This is a genomic window from Providencia sp. wls1914 (assembly GCF_009706645.1).
GTDB classification, from domain to species: domain Bacteria; phylum Pseudomonadota; class Gammaproteobacteria; order Enterobacterales; family Enterobacteriaceae; genus Providencia; species Providencia zhijiangensis.
Window position 1 is genome coordinate 1 of sequence record NZ_WLUN01000018.1, and the last position, 18,013, is coordinate 18,013.

An 18,013-nucleotide genomic window follows, 5' to 3' on the forward strand; every position below is an offset into this window, starting at 1 on the left:
TACGTTGAGCTAACCAATACTAATGAACCGTGAGGCTTAACCTGACAACACCGAAGGTGTTTTAGGGATGAGAGACAAAGATTAAAGTTGATTCAATGAAGTGGGACGCCGAAAGGTGGACACAACAGCTTGTTCAGGATTGATATTCTGGTTTAGTGATTAAAGGCTAAACGGGAATAAACAGAATTTGTCTGGCGGCAATAGCGCGGTGGTCCCACCTGACCCCATGCCGAACTCAGTAGTGAAACGCCGTAGCGCCGATGGTAGTGTGGGGTCTCCCCATGTGAGAGTAGGGAACTGCCAGACATTAATTTAAAACTTATTGCGAAGCGATAAGTTGCCGAAAGGCAAAAAAGAATAAGTGGAGCGGTAGTTCAGTTGGTTAGAATACCTGCCTGTCACGCAGGGGGTCGCGGGTTCGAGTCCCGTCCGTTCCGCCACTTATAGCAAGCCCCGTGATGAAAATCACGGGGTTTTTGTTTTTTGCGACAAAGTAATTTCGAACTATATTTTCTCCCTATCGTTACAAAGTTCGCTCTGCTATAGCGATCCTTCAAGATTTTTTTGTTTATTATGAGCTAGCAAGTTCTATTTAAAGTTTTGATATAGAGTATAACCTGCCACTGCACCTGCTACATCATAAGCAAAATCATGCCAACTCCAGCCAGTACCTGCAGGTCGGCTATCATAAAGTTCTTTCGCAGCACCTAGCGAAATAGAAAACAACATACCGAATTGTGCTGCTTGCCGATGTTGCATGTTCTGTTTATCCGCATACGCATTACCAGCGGCAGCCATTGCAGCAGAAAAAGCAAAGTGCTGAGCCTTATCTTTTCCCTGCCAATTATCATTTGACCAATGGAAGCCTGAACAGCCTGTCATGACTATTAACGAGCAACTTAAAGCTAATGTTGTATAAGAGAAATTTGGCATGTATCTTGAGCCTCTACAGCAACTGATAAGTTAGAGTTCGTTAGATAATAAAAAGCGCCACATGAGCGGCGCTTTAGAGAGTCAATGATTAAAGTATTCGACTAATGAGACGATCAACTCGGATACGTCGCAATCGACGGATCAGTTTTTTTACTTTAACAGGGTAGGTTTGAATGCTATCCAGCTCGCGATAGTGATGAACAACTTTAGTATGGACTCGAATACAATCGAGTTCGTGTTGGCGTTGTTCTTGGAGTTGCTGTTTTGGATCGTGGATCAATACCGCATTTTCCAAGTCTAATCCCCAAGCTCGTGGATTCAGGTTATTACCTGTAATCAGCTGCCATTGATTATCAACCCACATTCCTTTCAGGTGATAAGTGTTGTCACCATCTTTCCATAAACGAACTGTCAGCTGTTCACTATCAATAAAGCGCTGCAAACGGCTAACAAACTTACGTAAGTTTATTTCATAGAGATAGGGTAAAGCGCCAATAATTTTAAAAGGTTCTTCAGGTGGAATATAGAAGTCGTTAGCGGTTTTATCGCCAATAATGATTTCAACTTTTTTTCCATCACGCAGTAACTTGCTGATAATTCTAACCAAAACAGCAGGCAAATTAAAATATGGCGTACAGATAGTGAGCTTTTCAGTTGTTGAACTCATCAAATGGGTGATAGTACGATTTAACTCGTTTTTTTTACCTAGGCCAACAAATGGGGTAACGGCGAGTTCATCATTAGAAGCATTACCCGCAAATTGGTAATTAACGCCTCTTAATGACAAACGAAATTGCTTAATTAACCCTTTAAATTCCGCTGTTTTTGGCCTATCAGGCGTATTGAGTAGATGAATAGCATCCGATGATAAAAGAGAATCATCAATGAATTTTTTCATCGTCGTCGTGAGCTGGCTATTTTTGATGAGATGATATCTATCGTAGCGGTATTTTTCATGACGATGCAGATAGACATCATTGATGCTAGCCCCGCTATATAGGAGCGTATCATCAAATAAGAAACCTTTTAAATGCAGTACCCCTAATGCTTCACGCGTGTTTACGGGGATCCCGAAAACAGGGATCTCAACATCAGGGTATTGCTGAGAAACTTCATAATACCAATCAGCATTCGTCAGATTAGCAGCTGCGCCAATTCGGCCGCGCTGAGCTCGGTGCCAATCAACTAGAATTTTAATATCTAGATTAGGATTTGCTTGTTTAGCGGCATACAGAGCATGAAGGATGTCTTTACCCGCATCATCTTTTTCTAAATACAGCGCCGTAATGTAGACTGTATTTTTAGCTTGCGAGATCTGTTCAAGCAGAGCACCACGAAAATCTTCCGTCTTATAGAGCGTTTTAACATCATCAACCGACTGAGACAATTTAGGCATGTTTGCCAAGTGTTGTTGATGTTTTGCTTGTTTTAATTTTGACAACATCACAGTGTGAATTTTCTCTTGTTAGTCTAATAGCAAATCGCTTTATACAAATATTTAAGCGAATGATCTGTCGATGATATCATATTTACACCATTCATTAGGAATAAATTGACCATTGGTTTATTTACTATACAGATTACGGTTTATTCCTAACGTTAATTATAGATGCAGGGTGAGATTTACGACACCATCCTCGAATTGAACATCAATTTGGAACCCTAATTTTTTTGCCAAGCTGATCATATTACGGTTTTCCGGCATGGTGATCGCTGTCAGTTTTTTAATGCCATGCCCACGGGTGTAGTTGAGCAGCTTTTGCATTAATTGATAACCGAGCGTCTGTCCTTTCATATCAGAGCGAACTAGAACGGCAAACTCAGCTTCCTGGTTATCAGGATCCGCCATTGCACGAGTTACACCAATAATTTCAGGTTGTGTATCACTATTTTTAATAGCGACAAACGCCATTTCTCGGTCGTAATCGATTTGCGTCATATTCGCGAGATCATCATGAGTGAATTCACTGATTTCACTGAAATAACGGTAATAAAGATCTTCTTTAGTGACTTGTTCAATAAAGGATTTTAAAAGTGGTTCATCTTCAGGAAGAATGGGCCTTAACAAGCAAGTTAGGTCATCTTTTAGGTTAATGGTCTCTTCGAGTTCATTAGGGTAAGGACGAATGGCTAGCCGAGTATTTGAATTGTCATTCGCAGGGTTCAATGTCATTGAAACATCAAGTAATGTAAATTCATCACCAGCGGCAAGTAGTGGATGTATATCTAATCGGCTGATGTTAGGACAATCAATAATTAAGTTAGAGACACGAACTAATAAGCTGGCTAGCCCCGGAATATCTAGTGGTTCTAGAGCACTACGGGCTTTAATTTTATGTCCTTTGATTGCATTAATGACCAAGTAACGTGCTAGCGCTAAGTTAAGTGGGGGAAGGGCGACAGCAGCCTGGCTCTCTTGCTGCCACTCTACGCCACCTTCGCCAAGCATGATCAATAAACCAAAAACAGGATCAAGTTCAACAGCAATTCGTAGCTCCTGAGCGCCTGCGCGATTCGCCATGCTTTGTACTAATAAGCCTTCAATCCGTGCTTGTGGGTAGTTGGTCGAGACCCGCTCAATGATAGCATTGGCGGCTTCTGCAACTTCTTTGGCATTTCTTAAATAGAGCATAACGCCCTGAACTTCTGATTTATGAACAATATCAGGAGAACGTAATTTTAGTGCAACGGGATAGCCAATTTTTTCTGCAATTTCAACGGCCTGTTCGCTGGAGTGAGCAATCCATGTAGGTAAACTGTTTAAGCCATAAGCTTTTAAGATTGGTTGAACTTCATGGGTATCTAAATGCAGCTTGTTATTTTCAATGGCTTGCATGATACAGGTATGTGCTTGTTGAGTATTTGCAGTTATTCCGACAGGAAGCGCCGGGGTTTCTTTTAATTGTTTTTGGTTACGGCGATATTCCACCATATGCATATAGGCGGTGATAGCACCTTCAGGCGTTCGGTAAGTAGGGATCCCCGCTTCGCTGAAGAGCCTTCTCGCTTCTTGAGATGAATATTCTCCGCACCAGTTTGTGAGGATGGTTAACCATTTGCCCCGAGGATGCTGCTTAATGGTTTTGATCACTTTTTCTGCCATGGATTTGCTTTGCGTAATGGCACTTGGTGTGTGGATCAAAAGTAACGCATCATGATCGTGGCTATCGAGCATTTTGTTTAATACGTTGAGATATCTATCTACGGTAGCATCGTCGCCGAGGTCAATCGGGTTTTGGGTAGATAAATCTAATGGCAATAGGGAGCTCAGTTCGTTTTCAGTTTCTACGCTGAGTTTTGCTAGCTTGCCATTACGTAGCAGTAACTCATCGAGCGCCATTGCGGCAGGTGCAGAGCCATTGCTCATAATCGATAAACGTTCTCCTCGTAGCGGAGTCATATAACTTAGTGTTTCTACCGCAGAGAACATTTCGTGAGTATCCTGAACTCGCAGTAAACCTGCCCGTTGAATCGCAGCATCATAAGCGGCATCTAAACTCGGTTTTTCACCAAGAAGCTCTTGCGCTTTGCGTGTTCGTCCGCTCTTGATAACGAGGATCGGTTTGTTACGCGATGCACTACGGGAAGATGATAAGAAGCGTCTTGCATCACTAATATTTTCTAAATAAAGCAAGATGGCACTGGTTTTACTGTCTCGAGCAAGATAGTCCAGTAGGTCATCAATATCGATATCAATGCTATCGCCAAGGGCAATAAAATAGGAAAAACCGATATCACGATGGCGCGCCCAATCTAAGACTGTATTTGAAACTGCGGCAGATTGTGAAATAAATGCCAGTTTGCCTTTCAAAATGGGGATTGGGGAAAAGCTAGCATTTAGCCCTTGCCACGGAGCAAAGAATCCTAAACTGTTCGGACCCAATAAACGAATTTGATATTGCTGAGCCACCTTTTTCAGTTCATTAAATTGAATAGAAGGGGACGATAATATAATGACGACATTACAGCCTGCTTCCCCAAGTTGCCGGAGACATTCAACATTACGAGAGTAGTGAGTGCAGATCACTGCAAGATCAGGCTTGAGTGGGAGTTTATCAATTGAGGGATAAGCAAGGACGCCAAGAATGGAGCTCCTGTTCGGGTTAACGGGCAGAATAGGGCCTTTGAAACCACTGCTGAGTAAATTTTTCATCATCACTGAGCCTGCTCGGCTAGGATCTTCTGAAGCGCCCACGACAACGATAGATTTTGGTCTAAACAATGACTCTAGCTGACTCACTAACCCCATGGCGGTAAACCTTTTTGTGGTGAGCGAAAACCCGCTCAACTGATTTTGAGTTCGTAAGCAACGCTATACGTTGCCGTAATACTATATGTTGCCGTAATACTATACGATGCTGGAATACTATGTCGTATATTGTGCCGTATATTGGGGGAAGCGCCAGTTTATCGGGGGTATTTTATTGAATATTACAAGCACCCTCACGTTTTGCTGTGAAGGTGATTTTCAAAATAGAAATTGCTGGAAAGCGAGGCATATAAATAACGTAAAAAAATGCCTATAAAGAGTTATTCTTGGGGCTGAGACAAGAGCATTTGAGCGGTAGGATGATGTGGTTTTCCCTCTAAGTATTTACGGCGAAACAGATTGAAATGCGTAAATAACGCTTGGGATGCATCAGTATCGCCAGCTTGCTCTAGCACAGTAGCAGCCACTTCAGCGGTACAATGCTGCTCTTCACGCGATGGGATACGCAGCAGGTAGTCGGTTCTCGCTTTCGTATTGATCGACAGCATTGGAATTTGATCCAAATAAGGGCTCTTGCGGAACATTTTACGCGCTTCTGGCCAAGTGCCATCTAACAAAATAAATAATGCAGGTTTGTCAGAAAGCGTTGGAGCATTGACGACAACGCGATCCGTTTGCGCATAGCTTTCTGGGAAAATTAGATAAGGTTGTCTAGTTTTATCTTGCAGTGCAGCTAATAGCTGGTTGTCAGGATCTGTTCTTGACCACTGATATGCCTGAGTATCAGGAAGCACATCAGCAATCAGCTTTCCGGTATTGCTGGGCTTAAAAACTTCACCATCAAACATAATCAAGCAAAATTGGCTTTTTGCTTGCGCTGAAACCGTTTCTTCACAGAGACATTGAGGAACGGGAAGCAGACAATATTGACAGCGTTTTACCCGACAACCTCTTGCTTTAAAAGGTTTTGTAGAAAGGGCTAAGCGTTGCTGACGCAGATGATAGACAGCGTTCTGACTCATGGTTGATAGGGCACTTTTCGTTGCGACAAAAATAAGGGGCATATTGTACGCAAAACGATTTGTCTACGATAGAAGTATATTCAATAACTTTTCGGTGAGATAATAGCGCGGATCGGTAGCGTAGCTTTGCAACTTCATGTAATCTTCGCGCCATAGCTTAGTAGGGGATAGCGATGAACGACACGAATGATTTTAGTGGTAAAAACGGCAAAGTAAAAGTGATGTATGTCCGTAGCGAAGAGCAGGACAACAATAAAGGTAATGATAAACGCCGTGGCGGTCGTGATGATAAGCGCGACGATAGACGCGGTGATAAACGTTCAGGTGGACGTAATGATCGCAACGACCGTAATGATCGTAACGAACGTTCAGGTCGCTCTGGTCGTCCAGAGGGTGGTCGTTCAGAACGCCGTTCTGACAACGATAGACGCTCAAGTAGTCGCGATAGCGCACCACGTGGCGAGCAATCTCCGTGGCGCACCGTTTCAAAACCGGGAAGTGATGAATTAGAAAACGATCATGGTGGTATCTCAGGAAAAAGCCAAATTGATCCTGAGCAACTGCGTAAACAACGCCAAGAAGAAACCCGTATTTACGGCGAAAATGCCTGCCAAGCGATGTTTAAAAACCGTCCAGATGGTATTGTTCGTGCGTGGTTCTTGCAGTCAGTCACTCCACGTTTTCGTGATGCATTAAAATGGATGGCAGCAAACCGTAAGGCATACCATGTTGTTGATGAAGAAGAGTTAACAAAAGCGTCTGGTACTGAGCACCACGGCGGCGTGTGCTTTATCATCAAAAAACGCGGTGGTATGGCAGCAGAAACCTATTTAGAAAATGCGGTCGATACCGATTGTGTTTTAGCGTTAGAAGATGTTGGTAACCCGCATAACCTTGGTGGGATCATGCGTAGCTGCGCTCACTTTGGTGTGAAAGGTGTGATTTTACAAGATGCAGGAATGCTAGAATCCGGTGCGGCAATTCGTACCGCTGAAGGCGGCGCAGAGCACATTAAAGCCATTGATGCGGATGGTTTCACGCCAACACTGAATAAATTCCGTGAAGCAGGCTATACCATCGTCACGACATCAAGCCATAAAGGTAGTCAGGACATTGCTAAGGTTCAATTACCGAAGAAAATGGTGTTGGTGTTAGGCCAAGAGAGTGATGGTTTAAGTGACAGCACATGGGATCAGGGTGATATGAGCCTGTACATTGGCGGAACAGGTAAAGTTGAAAGCCTGAACGTCTCTGTCGCAACAGGGATTATGCTTTCTCAGTGGTGGTCACAAAATAAAGTTAAGTAATTACTTACTGACTTGAGCTAGCCTTAAAAAAACCATACGCAAAATTGTGTATGGTTTTTTTTCGTCTGAAGTATATGTCGGTTAGTGAGCTCCACCACCATCTTTTGAACCGGCTCCGAATGGGGGTTTGGCAAACCAGACAATCACCATCAATAGAATAAACACGCCTGCGGACATCCAGAAAATTTCATTAGCAGAAATAATTAACCCTTGCTCAGTAATTGAACGTGCAATATACGCGGCACTTTGTTGTTCATTCATGCCTATTTGCGCCAACTCACTGTACATATGTTGGGCATTGGGATTGTACGGGTTAACAAACTCTGTCAGATTTTCATGGTGCATTGCTTCACGCTGTGTCCACAACGTGGTGGTGATGGAAGTACCAATTGCACCCGCTAAGGTTCGCGTAAAGTTAGATAAGCTAGATGCTGATGCCATTCTTTCCGGAGGTAAACCCGATAATGTAATGGTGGTTAGTGGCATAAAGAAGCAGGCTATCGCTAAACCTTGAACGAACTGAGGCCATGCTGCCGCGGCAAATCCCATACCTGGTTCGAAGGTGTAAGCTCTCCAGTAATAGCACACGGCATACATAATAAAGCTGAAGGTGACTAAATAACGCATATCAATGCGGTTACCAAAGCGACCAATAATCGGCGTGATCAGCAGCGGCAATAGACCCACAGGCGCCGAGGCCAAACCCGCCCATGTTGCCGTATAACCGTACACTTCTTGCAGTAACTGAGGGAGTAGAACGATAGTACCGAAATAGAGCATATACGCCAGACTAAGCGCCAAACAACCGATGGTAAAATTACGCTCTTTAAAGAGGGAAAGGTCGATGACGGGATGCTCATCAGTCAGTTCCCAAACAATTAAGAAAGCTATCGCGACAACGGCGACAATGGTTAGAACGATGATCTCCGTAGAGTTAAACCAATCGAGCTCTTTCCCTTGGTCGAGCATAATCTGCAATGCACCAATCCCGACAACCAGTAAGACAAGCCCCACGGTATCAATCGGCTTGATAGCAATTTGAGTTTCACGTCCTTTAAGCGTTCGCATAATGGCAAAAATAATCGCGATACTAAATGGAACGTTGATAAAGAAGATCCAGCCCCAGTGGTAGTTATCACTAATATAGCCACCAAGAATAGGCCCACAAATCGGCGCAACCACAATAGTCATCGACCATAATGCAAGTGCCATACTGCGTTTGGCTGGTGGATAGTTATTGAGTAATAGACTCTGAGATAACGGAATGAGAGGGCCAGCAACCAAACCTTGTAGAACGCGGAATAAAATCAGCATTTCTAAGCTGTTGGAGATCCCACATAGCCATGAGGTTAGGGCGAAAAGCCCAGTAGACCATAAAAAGAGGCGAACTTCACCAATACGACGAGCTAACCAGCCAGTGATCGGAATGGAGATAGCATTCGCTACCCCAAACGATGTGATCACCCATGTACCTTGTGAGTTAGATGCACCCAAGTTACCCGCAATTGTGGGGATAGCGACGTTAGCAATGGTCGAATCCAAAACTTGCATAAAGGTCGCCAAAGATAACGCAATGGTCATCCAAGCCAGTTTTGAACCTGTTAACGGTGCATTTGTCACGTTAATGTCTCCGTTTACTTATTTGCCAGAGTTATTTTGAATAATCTCAGCAACAATTTTGTCAGCAGGAGACATATCAACCGCTAAAGCGGTTGTGTGATAAGCCGGCGTATCACGCAGGCCTTTGGATAACACTTTGCCATCTTTATTGGCAGTATCCACTTCGACTTCGGTTGAGAGCCCAATACGAAGAGGGTATTCATCAAGTTGGGTTTCATCGAGAGCGATACGTACCGGAAGACGCTGCACTACTTTGATCCAGTTGCCGCTCGCATTTTGAGCAGGCAATAACGAGAATGCGCTTCCCGTTCCCATATCAAGACCAATCACTGTGCCGTTGAATACCACATTCTTGCCGTAAAAATCGGTAGTTACTTTGGCGGGTTGACCAATACGCATACTGGCTAATTGCGTCTCTTTAAAGTTGGCATCAATCCACATTCCGCTGGATGGCACAATTGCCATTAATGGGGTATTTGGCGTGATTTGTGAACCGACTTGCACACTGCGGCGAGAAACATAACCATCTACTGGACTAACAATTTTAGTACGTTGCAGGGCAAGCCACGCATTTCTAACTTGCGTTGCAGCTTGTTCGACAAGTGGTTGTTTTTCTAAAGCCGTATTGAGCACGATAGCTTGATTGGCATTGTACTGTTCAATCGCCACATCAAGTGCACCTTTCGCACTGACGACCGCTTCTCTCGCGTGTTGGAGCTCTTCTTTACCGATTAAATTGCTGCTACCTAAGACTTCGCGGCGTTTTAAATCATTTTGTAAGCGGGATAGTTCAGAACGTTTAACATCAATATTTGCTTGAAATTGGCGGCTATTGATAATGTGCTGTTGGGATTGTCGAACACTGTTAGCAAGTTCAGTTTTGGCTTTTTCTAGGGCGAGTTCGGCATCTCTGGGATCTAACTCCACCAGTACCGTTCCACTTTTCACAAAATCGGTATTATCGACATTGACTGTCATGACGCTACCGGATATTTGCGCTTGGATTTGAACTTGATTTCCAGCAACGTAAGCGTTGTCTGTCGATTCGTAATGGCGTAAGACGAGATACCAGTATGCAGTCCAACCGATGCCAATCGCGATAAAAATAACGGTTAGGAACATTAGGGCATTTCTGCGCTGTCTTTTTTTGTTTAACGGTGGCGTTTGCGTTTCAGGCAGATCCTCGCGTGCGCTCATACTGGTGGTTCCCCATATTCAATGGATAAAAATAACGGCTGTTTCCAGCAGTTAGTGTTAACTACTGGAAACTAAGACGACAAATGACTTCGTTGCTCGATGGGATATCGCAATATATAACTGAAAGGATAATGAAATATATGTGAGTGAAAAGTTTTTTTTCAGTTTAAGCCACAGAATGCCTCAAAAACATTAACCATGCACTATATGTGGTCAATATTATCAGTCTTTTATGCTATCGAGTTTTGCTAATAATTTGCGCATCAGCTTGTCGAGCAGCTGTTTTTCATCAATATCCAATGAAGACCAGATATCGATCAATGCTTTATGTTGTGGTGGTAATAATCCACTGAGAAACTCAGAGCCTTTTTCAGTTAAGTGCAAATGTAAGCAACGACGGTCGTTATGGCTTTCTTTACGCTCAATCCAACCATTTTTTTCTAATTCATCGGCAATACGTGTCGCGTTAGTCCGTGAAGAACCTAATGCTGCACTGAGTTCAGATGGCTGAATGCTATGAGAATCTTTGGTATCAAGGATCATGAGCGCCATAAATAGCGTTTCATTGACGCCCTGAGCTCTTAGCATATTGTTACGTGATTCCAACAGTTTTCCATGAACGTGCATGCATAAGCGCGTCAATAAAATTTCTTGGTAAGGGATAGTATTTTCCAGTGAAGTTTGTTGCGCGACGCGAGCGTTAAGTAATTCTTCTGTCGGTGTAAATGAACTTTCCATTATTTGGATACCTTATTAGTTTCAGTTGGTAAGATTTCAACTGTAATCAACCATGTGAATGGTATATTAAAAGATAGAATTAGCAATTATACTTAATTAATTTCATCCATTTTATTTTGACAATGATACATCATTCATAAATTTTATGAATGTGTTTTAACGCATTTAGTATAGTTCAATTAACAATCACTGCTTTCTTACTATCATGTAGGTAAATAGATGAAAATATAATTGCGTTTTATACGACAAATAAAATCATATAAAACAATATATAATCACATCGCATTAACTCAATACCATTTTTTTTATTACTCAATAATTACAAGATAGAAGGATCTTTCTGTTTTTTGGGGTAAATACCCTAGAAAGACATCTAGGGTATTGAGTAATACCGAATTAATATTTTATGGGTAAGAAGTATACCATTTGATAAAGATATACTTTTTGCTTAACTGTGTCACTTATTAACTTTTTCTAGGTAAATTATACCTTGAACCAATTATTTATCATTGTTAGCTATTCAACATGATGATTATTATCACAGTGCCATAATAATAGGCTAAATAATGTGCACATGAAGAATAAATGAAATATTAAATGAGTATAGAGTTCTATAGCAGCCAAATAGATGTCTGCTATAGATATAAATGAATGAAGTAATTACTGTTCAGAGGTAATTGTTGGATCGAATCGAGAGCCGATTGCCCAAATGATTAAACTGATGCCAGTGATAATAACACCTGAAATAGCGACGCCCATCCATCCTGCATGTTCATAGGCATAACCTGAAAGTAATGAGCCAAGTGCTCCACCAATAAAATAACTGGTCATATAGCCGGCAGTTAAGCGATTTCGTGCTTCAGGCATAATACGGTAAAGCGTGCTTTGGTTAGTCACATGAACGCCTTGAATGGCCAAATCAAGCACTAAGATACCGATAATAAAAGCGATGAGTGAATATTTTGCTAGGCCAATCGGGATCCACGATAGCAACAAGAGAATTAGCCCTAGGGTGGTAACTAATTTGCCTTTACCCTTATCCACTAAGCGTCCGGCTTGGGTTGCCATTAATGCGCCTGCTGCGCCAACCAGACCAAATAACCCGATAGTGCCCTCTGAATAATTAAAAGGTGGACTAGCTAATAAGAATGCCATCGCCGTCCATAATAGTGCAAAGTTAGCGAAAGTGAGGGCACCTAGTAGTGCTCGAGTCGCTAAGACTGGTGTAGTAAAAAACAGGCGTCCGATAGAGCCAATAAGTTGAAAATAGTTAAGCTCCGTTTTTTGGTGATAGCGCGGTAATTTAAGTGCCAAAATTAGGATTAGAAGCATCATTAATCCAAAGGCAACCCAGTAAATTGCTCGCCAACCGCCTATCATTGCCACGCCACCAGAGATAGTTCGGGCAAGTAAGATACCAAGAAGTAATCCACTCATAATGGTGCCTACCGCTTTACCTCGCTGGTGAGGTTTTGCAATAGAAGCAGCCATAGGAACAAGAACTTGGGCGACAACGGAGAATAACCCTGTGAGGGCGGTACCGAGAAGAATTTGCCAGATATTGTCAGAAAGTGCGGTGATCAATAAACCACTGGCTGACAATGTTGTCATCACGATGATCAATTTTTTGCGTTCAAAAAGATCACCAAGAGGAACAAGGAAGAGTAACCCAACGGCGTAACCTAATTGGGCGGCGGTCACAATAAAGCCGGCCATGTTGGTTGTTAGGTTGAATTGGAGTGCGATGGTGTCTAACAGGGGTTGTGCGTAATAGTTACTGGCAACGACCAGCCCAGTGGCGATAGCCATTAAGAGCGTTAAGCCCGCAGTCAGTTCCGCTTGTGGTGTTTTCATGCTCATTATGCTTCGGATATGAATGTTATTTTATGATCTTGTGGGTAGGCATTAAGCCTATCCCACTATGACCGTTTATAGTATTAATGATTTAAGTGATTTTATTATTTTTTTCAAAAGATTGATGCGAGATATTTTTGTTGATGTTATTCAAAAAAGCCAATCATCATCTTCAGTACTGACTGCTTTACCAATCACATAGGATGAACCTGAACCTGAGAAAAAGTCATGGTTTTCGTTGGCATCAGGCGAAAGTGCAGACAAAATCTCTGGGCTAACTTGGGTTATTGAGTCAGGGAACAGTGCCTCATAGCCCAAATTCATCAAGGCTTTATTCGCATTATAGTGAAGGAAGCTTTTTACATCTTCACTCCAGCCAACGCCATCATACAGCTCTTGGGTGTATTTGATTTCATTTTCATATAAATCAAACAATAGTGAAAAAGTGAAATCCTTAATTTCATTGCGTTCTTGTTCAGAATAATGGACAAGGGCTTTTTGAAATTTATAACCAATATAGTAACCATGAATAGCTTCATCGCGGATGATTAGGCGGATTAAATCAGCGGTATTGGTGAGTTTTCCACGGCTTGACCAGTACATGGGTAAATAAAAGCCCGAGTAAAACAAAAAAGATTCTAAAAAGACGCTGGCGACTTTTTTCTTCAGTGGATGTTCATCGCAGTAGTAAGACAAAATAATTTTGGCTTTATTTTGCAGCGCACTGTTTTCTTCACTCCAACGGTAAGCTTCATCAACATCGGCTGTGGAGCACAGCGTTGAAAAGATAGAGCTGTAGGAGCGTGCGTGGACAGCTTCCATAAAGCTGATATTGGAGAGAACCGCTTCTTCGTGAGGCGTTTGAGCATCTCCCATTAAACACGGTGTACCAACGGTATTTTGGATAGTATCCAGCAACGTTAGCCCCGTAAAAACGCGTATAGTGAGCTTTTGCTCGGTAGGTGTCAGAGTGTTCCAAGAAACCGTGTCATTGGACAGTGGGATCTTTTCCGGTAGCCAAAAATTACTGGTCAATCGGTTCCATACTTCGAGATCTTTATCATCTTGGATACGGTTCCAGTTGATCGCTTGAACAGGGCGATTGAGCGTGCTGGTGGTCATTATTTTTTCCTTTTACAGTGAGCAGGAGACGCAGCCTTCGACTTCGGTGCCTTCAAGTGCAGTCTGACGTAATCGAATGTAATACAAGGTTTTGATCCCTTTTCGCCATGCGTATATTTGGGCTTTATTGATATCGCGGGTGGTGGCATTGCCATCAAAAAATAGGGTTAGTGATAAACCTTGATCGACATGCTGGGTGGCCTCGGCATAGGTATCAATAATTTTCTCAGGACCAATCTGATAAGCATCTTGGTAGTATTTGAGATTCTCATTGGTCATAAAAGGGGCTGGGTAGTAAACACGCCCAATTTTACCTTCTTTACGAATTTCGATAGGCGCTACCACAGGATGAATGCTGGAGGTAGCATTATTGATATAAGAGATAGATCCTGTTGGCGGAATGGCCTGCAAGTTTTGATTGTAAATTCCATGGGTCATCACGGACTGTTTTAATGTCTGCCAGCCCGCCTGTGTTGGTATTTCGATGCCCGAACGTCGGAATAATTCCTGCACGGTTTGGGTCTTTGGTGACCAGGTTTTGTTGATATATTTATCAAAATACTCGCCACTGGCGTAGGTGGACATTTCAAAACCATCAAAGGTTTGTTGGCGTTCAATAGCTAATTGGTTCGAGGTTTTTAAGGCATGGTATGCCACGGTGTAAAAGTAGATATTGGTAAAATCTAACCCTTCTTCAGAACCATAATGAATATGTTCACGGGCTAAGAAACCATGTAAATTCATTTGCCCTAAACCAATAGCGTGAGATTGTTGGTTGCCTTTGGCTATGGATGGAACGGAGCGAATATTGCTCATGTCAGAGACGGCAGTTAGGGCGCGAACAGCAGTATCAATCGAGCGTGAAAAATCAGGAGAATCCATGGTTTTGGCGATGTTCATGGAGCCTAAGTTACAGCTAATGTCTTTACCGATATGTTGGTAGCTTAAATCTTCTTCATAAAGGCTCGGCTGGTTTACCTGTAAAATCTCAGAGCACAAGTTACTCATATTGATTCGACCTGCAATGGGATTGGCGCGGTTAGCGGTATCCTCAAACAAAATGTAGGGATAGCCAGATTCAAATTGAATTTCAGCGATAGTCTGGAAAAACTCTCGTGCATTAATTTTAAATTTCTTGATGGCTTTGTTATTCACCATTTCATGATATTTTTCTGTCACGCTGATTTCAGACATCGGTACCCCATAGACTTTTTGGATGTCATAGGGGGAAAACAGGTACATATCTTCATTATTTTTAGCGAGTTGGAAGGTGATATCGGGGATCACGACTCCAAGCGAAAGCGTTTTAATACGAATTTTTTCATCCGCATTTTCCCGTTTGGTATCTAAAAATCGCAGGATATCGGGGTGGTGAGCATGAAGATATACTGCACCAGCACCTTGTCTTGCTCCTAGCTGATTGGCATAGGAAAAAGCATCTTCCAGCATTTTCATCACCGGAACCACGCCAGACGATTGGTTTTCTATCTGTTTAATTGGTGCGCCTTGTTCGCGCAAATTACTCATCAAGAAAGCGACTCCACCGCCACGCTTAGAGAGCTGTAACGCTGAATTCACTGAGCGCCCGATAGATTCCATATTGTCTTCTATACGCAGTAAAAAGCAGGAAATAAGCTCACCTCGTTGCTTTTTGCCACCATTAAGGAATGTAGGAGTGGCTGGTTGAAAACGTCCGCTAATGATTTCATCCACTAAGAGAGTCGCGAGGGATTTTGAGCCTTGCGCTAAAGCTAGGGCAACCATACAAACGCGGTCTTCATAACGTTCAAGATAGCGCTCGCCATCGAAGGTTTTTAGGGTGTAGCTGGTGTAATACTTAAAGGCACCCAAAAAGGTTTGGAAGCGAAATTTGTGGGCGTAGGCTTGTTTGAAAAGCTGTTTAATAAATGGGAAATCGTATTGTGCGAGCACCTCTTCTTCGTAGTAATTTTCGTTGACTAAGAAATCGAGTTTTTCTTTTAGATCATGAAAAAAGACCGTGTTTTGATTTACATGCTGGCGGAAATAGAGATGCGCGGCTTGTTTGTCTTTATCCAGCTGTAATCGGCCTTCACTATCATAAAGGTTTAGCATCGCATTGAGCGCGTGGTAGTCCGCATTGTTATTATGATTATTATTGTGCTGTGGGTTATCCATTGATCTGCTCCTTTGTGTGAGCCCAGAATGTTTTTAATCCTTGTTTTACAGATTGCACATCGCGATCCGTACCTAATAATTCAAATCGGTAGAGAAAGGGGATTGCGCATTTTTGAGCGACAATGTTGCCGGCAATGGCATAAGCCTCTCCAAAGTTAGTATTACCCGCGGCGATGACGCCGCGAATTAACGCACGGTTTGCTGCGATATTAAGAAAGTGCACCACTTCTTTAGGTACAGCTCCATGAGCAGTTCCACCACCATAAGTCGGCAGCAACAGCACATAGGGCTGTGAGGCGAGAAGCGCATTATCAGGTAGATGACCTATGGGAATGCGAGTGGCAGGCAATTGCAATTTTTCGACGAATCGATGGCAATTACCCGAGCGACTCGAGAAATAAATTAGCGGCTGAGTGGTCATTTCAAACTCTCTTACTCAATCAGTGCATTGATTTTATCGGGGCGGAAGCCTGACCAATGCTGCTCCCCAACAATGACGACGGGAAGCTGCTGATAACCTAGTTTTTTTATGAACTCAATGGCTTGGTTATCTTCAGAAAGGTCGATAATGGTGTACGGTAATTGCTTGCGCTCAAACGCTTGGTAGGTGGCATTACACTGGACGCAGTTGGGTTTACTATAAATGGTAATCTCAGTCATTTTTTTCACCTTAACATTTTCAGAACGTGGTAGTTACGTAATGGTGGTGTGTCGAAGATGATTGGATCCTATATATAGATAAAAAATATTTCAACCATACAATATATAGTGATTTCTTTATTTGAATGATAATCATTCGAATTATTGTCTATGCTGTTATTAACATTGGAAATAAAAAAATTCAGGGGGAGATGATTCAGTTAGCTACACTGAGAAAAAATATCATTGCAAAGTAGAAATAATTTACCTTATAACTGTATATACAATCAGGTAAATGAATCCTTTTGAGGAGATGTTATGTACCATCAATATTTAGTAGCCCCAGAAAACTTTCCGAAACCGTGGATCCATATTACGGCTGATGATGAAGGTGTGACGAGTATCTATTTTGTTGATGAAAAAACGGAGAAGGAGTCGAAAAACGAATTCTCAAAGCAGTGTGCGAAAGAACTAAAAGAATATTTTAATCATAAGCGGAAAGTGTTTTCGGTTAAATTGAATCCACAAGGTACTGAATTTCAGAAAAAAGTCTGGAAGCATTTGTGCGAAATTCCTTATGGTGAGCGCTGGAGTTATAAAGATCTCGCCTTAAAACTGGGCTCGGTTAACTATTGTCGAGCAGTCGGTATGGCCAATTCTCGTAATCCTATATCTTTGATTGTGCCTTGCCATCGTGTTTTAGGACATGACGGAAAGCTGGTGGGGTATACGGGAGGATTGGATATTAAAGATTGGTTACTTATTCATGAGAAGTAAACGCTAAAAAATTAACCATGAGTAATACTTACCTTTGCATTAATTACTATTATTAAGAATTATCCCCGTTTTCTGGGCGAAAGAGGTGGATAAATAATATTTTTTTATCATTTAAATCAATTTTCGTGATCTAGGTTGTAGACAAGCCAGTTATATATTTGATGTACTGAGCTTGATACAGATGGTGTGTCTATTTTATTTTAAAGGTAATATTTGATGTCTAAAGTTAAAGGTAACGTTAAGTGGTTCAATGAGTCCAAAGGTTTTGGTTTTATCACTCCAGAAGATGGTAGCAAAGATGTTTTTGTTCACTTCTCTGCGATTTCTGGCGACGGTTTCAAAACCTTAGCAGAAGGCCAAAAAGTTGAATTTGAAATCACTGAAGGCGCGAAAGGTCCATCAGCTGCTAACGTTGTCTCTTTGTAATTAAATACTTA

13 protein-coding genes, 1 tRNA gene, 1 rRNA gene and 2 pseudogenes are annotated in these 18,013 nt (G+C 42.2%); 5 read left to right on the top strand and 12 right to left on the bottom strand.

Annotated features, from left to right (window positions below):
- The first annotated feature begins 190 nt into the window (after positions 1-190).
- Positions 191-306: ribosomal RNA gene (gene rrf, locus GKR74_RS17280) — 5S ribosomal RNA — on the top strand.
- Between the two features lie 57 nt (positions 307-363).
- A tRNA-Asp gene (locus GKR74_RS17285) sits at positions 364-440 on the top strand.
- A 148-nt stretch (positions 441-588) separates the two neighbouring features.
- On the opposite strand, the gene GKR74_RS17290 is transcribed toward GKR74_RS17285, so the two are convergent.
- The 4 genes from GKR74_RS17290 to GKR74_RS17305 form a co-directional block, all read right to left on the bottom strand.
- The gene (locus GKR74_RS17290) at positions 589-933 is read right to left on the bottom strand and encodes a YfiM family lipoprotein (protein ID WP_154604596.1); all 345 of its coding nucleotides are present in this window, start codon (positions 931-933) and stop codon (positions 589-591) included.
- Between the two features lie 88 nt (positions 934-1,021).
- Positions 1,022-2,377 carry a CDP-diacylglycerol--serine O-phosphatidyltransferase gene (gene pssA / locus GKR74_RS17295; protein ID WP_154604597.1) on the bottom strand — a complete coding sequence of 452 codons (1,356 nt, stop codon included), beginning with the start codon at positions 2,375-2,377 and terminating at the stop codon, positions 1,022-1,024.
- A 159-nt stretch (positions 2,378-2,536) separates the two neighbouring features.
- Positions 2,537-5,182: a bifunctional acetate--CoA ligase family protein/GNAT family N-acetyltransferase gene (locus GKR74_RS17300; RefSeq protein ID WP_154604598.1), complete on the bottom strand. Its 2,646-nt coding sequence runs from the start codon at positions 5,180-5,182 to the stop codon at positions 2,537-2,539.
- Positions 5,183-5,463: 281 nt separating this feature from the next.
- Positions 5,464-6,165: a tRNA-uridine aminocarboxypropyltransferase gene (locus GKR74_RS17305; RefSeq protein WP_154604599.1), complete on the bottom strand. Its 702-nt coding sequence runs from the start codon at positions 6,163-6,165 to the stop codon at positions 5,464-5,466.
- A 173-nt stretch (positions 6,166-6,338) separates the two neighbouring features.
- On the opposite strand from GKR74_RS17305, the gene GKR74_RS17310 reads away from it, so the two are divergent.
- The gene (locus tag GKR74_RS17310) at positions 6,339-7,472 is read left to right on the top strand and encodes a tRNA/rRNA methyltransferase (RefSeq protein ID WP_154604600.1); all 1,134 of its coding nucleotides are present in this window, start codon (positions 6,339-6,341) and stop codon (positions 7,470-7,472) included.
- Between the two features lie 81 nt (positions 7,473-7,553).
- Here the strand turns inward: GKR74_RS17310 and emrB are convergent, their stop codons facing one another.
- From emrB to nrdH, 8 genes and pseudogenes are all read right to left on the bottom strand, one after another.
- Complete coding sequence (gene emrB, locus GKR74_RS17315) at positions 7,554-9,092, bottom strand: multidrug efflux MFS transporter permease subunit EmrB (RefSeq protein ID WP_181478108.1); 1,539 nt, start codon at positions 9,090-9,092, stop codon at positions 7,554-7,556.
- An 18-nt stretch (positions 9,093-9,110) separates the two neighbouring features.
- Entirely contained in the window at positions 9,111-10,289 is a 1,179-nt protein-coding gene (emrA, locus tag GKR74_RS17320) for a multidrug efflux MFS transporter periplasmic adaptor subunit EmrA (RefSeq protein WP_154604601.1), read from the bottom strand.
- A 219-nt stretch (positions 10,290-10,508) separates the two neighbouring features.
- Positions 10,509-11,027, bottom strand: a pseudogene (gene mprA, locus GKR74_RS17325) (transcriptional repressor MprA).
- A gap of 660 nt (positions 11,028-11,687) precedes the next feature.
- Positions 11,688-12,887, bottom strand: a complete 1,200-nt coding sequence (locus tag GKR74_RS17330) for an MFS transporter (RefSeq protein ID WP_154604603.1) — start codon at positions 12,885-12,887, stop codon at positions 11,688-11,690.
- 147 nt (positions 12,888-13,034) lie between these two features.
- Positions 13,035-14,003 (bottom strand): annotated as a pseudogene (gene nrdF / locus GKR74_RS17335) (class 1b ribonucleoside-diphosphate reductase subunit beta); the annotation flags it as partial.
- Between the two features lie 12 nt (positions 14,004-14,015).
- Complete coding sequence (gene nrdE, locus GKR74_RS17340; RefSeq protein WP_154604605.1) at positions 14,016-16,160, bottom strand: class 1b ribonucleoside-diphosphate reductase subunit alpha; 2,145 nt, start codon at positions 16,158-16,160, stop codon at positions 14,016-14,018.
- Positions 16,153-16,581: a class Ib ribonucleoside-diphosphate reductase assembly flavoprotein NrdI gene (nrdI, locus tag GKR74_RS17345; protein WP_154604606.1), complete on the bottom strand. Its 429-nt coding sequence runs from the start codon at positions 16,579-16,581 to the stop codon at positions 16,153-16,155. Before nrdI ends, nrdE begins: the two co-directional genes overlap by 8 nt.
- 11 nt (positions 16,582-16,592) lie before the next feature.
- Positions 16,593-16,820 carry a glutaredoxin-like protein NrdH gene (nrdH, locus tag GKR74_RS17350; RefSeq protein ID WP_154604607.1) on the bottom strand — a complete coding sequence of 76 codons (228 nt, stop codon included), beginning with the start codon at positions 16,818-16,820 and terminating at the stop codon, positions 16,593-16,595.
- Positions 16,821-17,117: 297 nt separating this feature from the next.
- On the opposite strand from nrdH, the gene GKR74_RS17355 reads away from it, so the two are divergent.
- A complete protein-coding gene (locus tag GKR74_RS17355; protein ID WP_154604608.1) occupies positions 17,118-17,576 on the top strand; it encodes a methylated-DNA--[protein]-cysteine S-methyltransferase in 459 nt (152 codons plus the stop codon).
- 216 nt (positions 17,577-17,792) lie between these two features.
- Positions 17,793-18,002: a transcription antiterminator/RNA stability regulator CspE gene (cspE, locus tag GKR74_RS17360; protein ID WP_006662336.1), complete on the top strand. Its 210-nt coding sequence runs from the start codon at positions 17,793-17,795 to the stop codon at positions 18,000-18,002.
- The last annotated feature ends 11 nt before the right edge of the window (positions 18,003-18,013 follow it).

Excerpts from the sequence above, each read along its gene's own strand:
- cspE (WP_006662336.1), top strand. The coding sequence starts at position 17,793 with ATGTCTAAAGTTAAAGGTAACGTTAAGTGGTTCAATGAGTCCAAAGGT.
- GKR74_RS17305 (WP_154604599.1), bottom strand. The coding sequence starts at position 6,165 with ATGAGTCAGAACGCTGTCTATCATCTGCGTCAGCAACGCTTAGCCCTT.
- nrdH (WP_154604607.1), bottom strand. The coding sequence starts at position 16,820 with ATGACTGAGATTACCATTTATAGTAAACCCAACTGCGTCCAGTGTAAT.
- GKR74_RS17330 (WP_154604603.1), bottom strand. The coding sequence starts at position 12,887 with ATGAGCATGAAAACACCACAAGCGGAACTGACTGCGGGCTTAACGCTC.
- GKR74_RS17300 (WP_154604598.1), bottom strand. The coding sequence starts at position 5,182 with ATGGGGTTAGTGAGTCAGCTAGAGTCATTGTTTAGACCAAAATCTATC.
- emrA (WP_154604601.1), bottom strand. The coding sequence starts at position 10,289 with ATGAGCGCACGCGAGGATCTGCCTGAAACGCAAACGCCACCGTTAAAC.
- GKR74_RS17310 (WP_154604600.1), top strand. The coding sequence starts at position 6,339 with ATGAACGACACGAATGATTTTAGTGGTAAAAACGGCAAAGTAAAAGTG.
- nrdE (WP_154604605.1), bottom strand. The coding sequence starts at position 16,160 with ATGGATAACCCACAGCACAATAATAATCATAATAACAATGCGGACTAC.
- nrdI (WP_154604606.1), bottom strand. The coding sequence starts at position 16,581 with ATGACCACTCAGCCGCTAATTTATTTCTCGAGTCGCTCGGGTAATTGC.
- GKR74_RS17290 (WP_154604596.1), bottom strand. The coding sequence starts at position 933 with ATGCCAAATTTCTCTTATACAACATTAGCTTTAAGTTGCTCGTTAATA.
- pssA (WP_154604597.1), bottom strand. The coding sequence starts at position 2,377 with ATGTTGTCAAAATTAAAACAAGCAAAACATCAACAACACTTGGCAAAC.
- GKR74_RS17355 (WP_154604608.1), top strand. The coding sequence starts at position 17,118 with ATGTACCATCAATATTTAGTAGCCCCAGAAAACTTTCCGAAACCGTGG.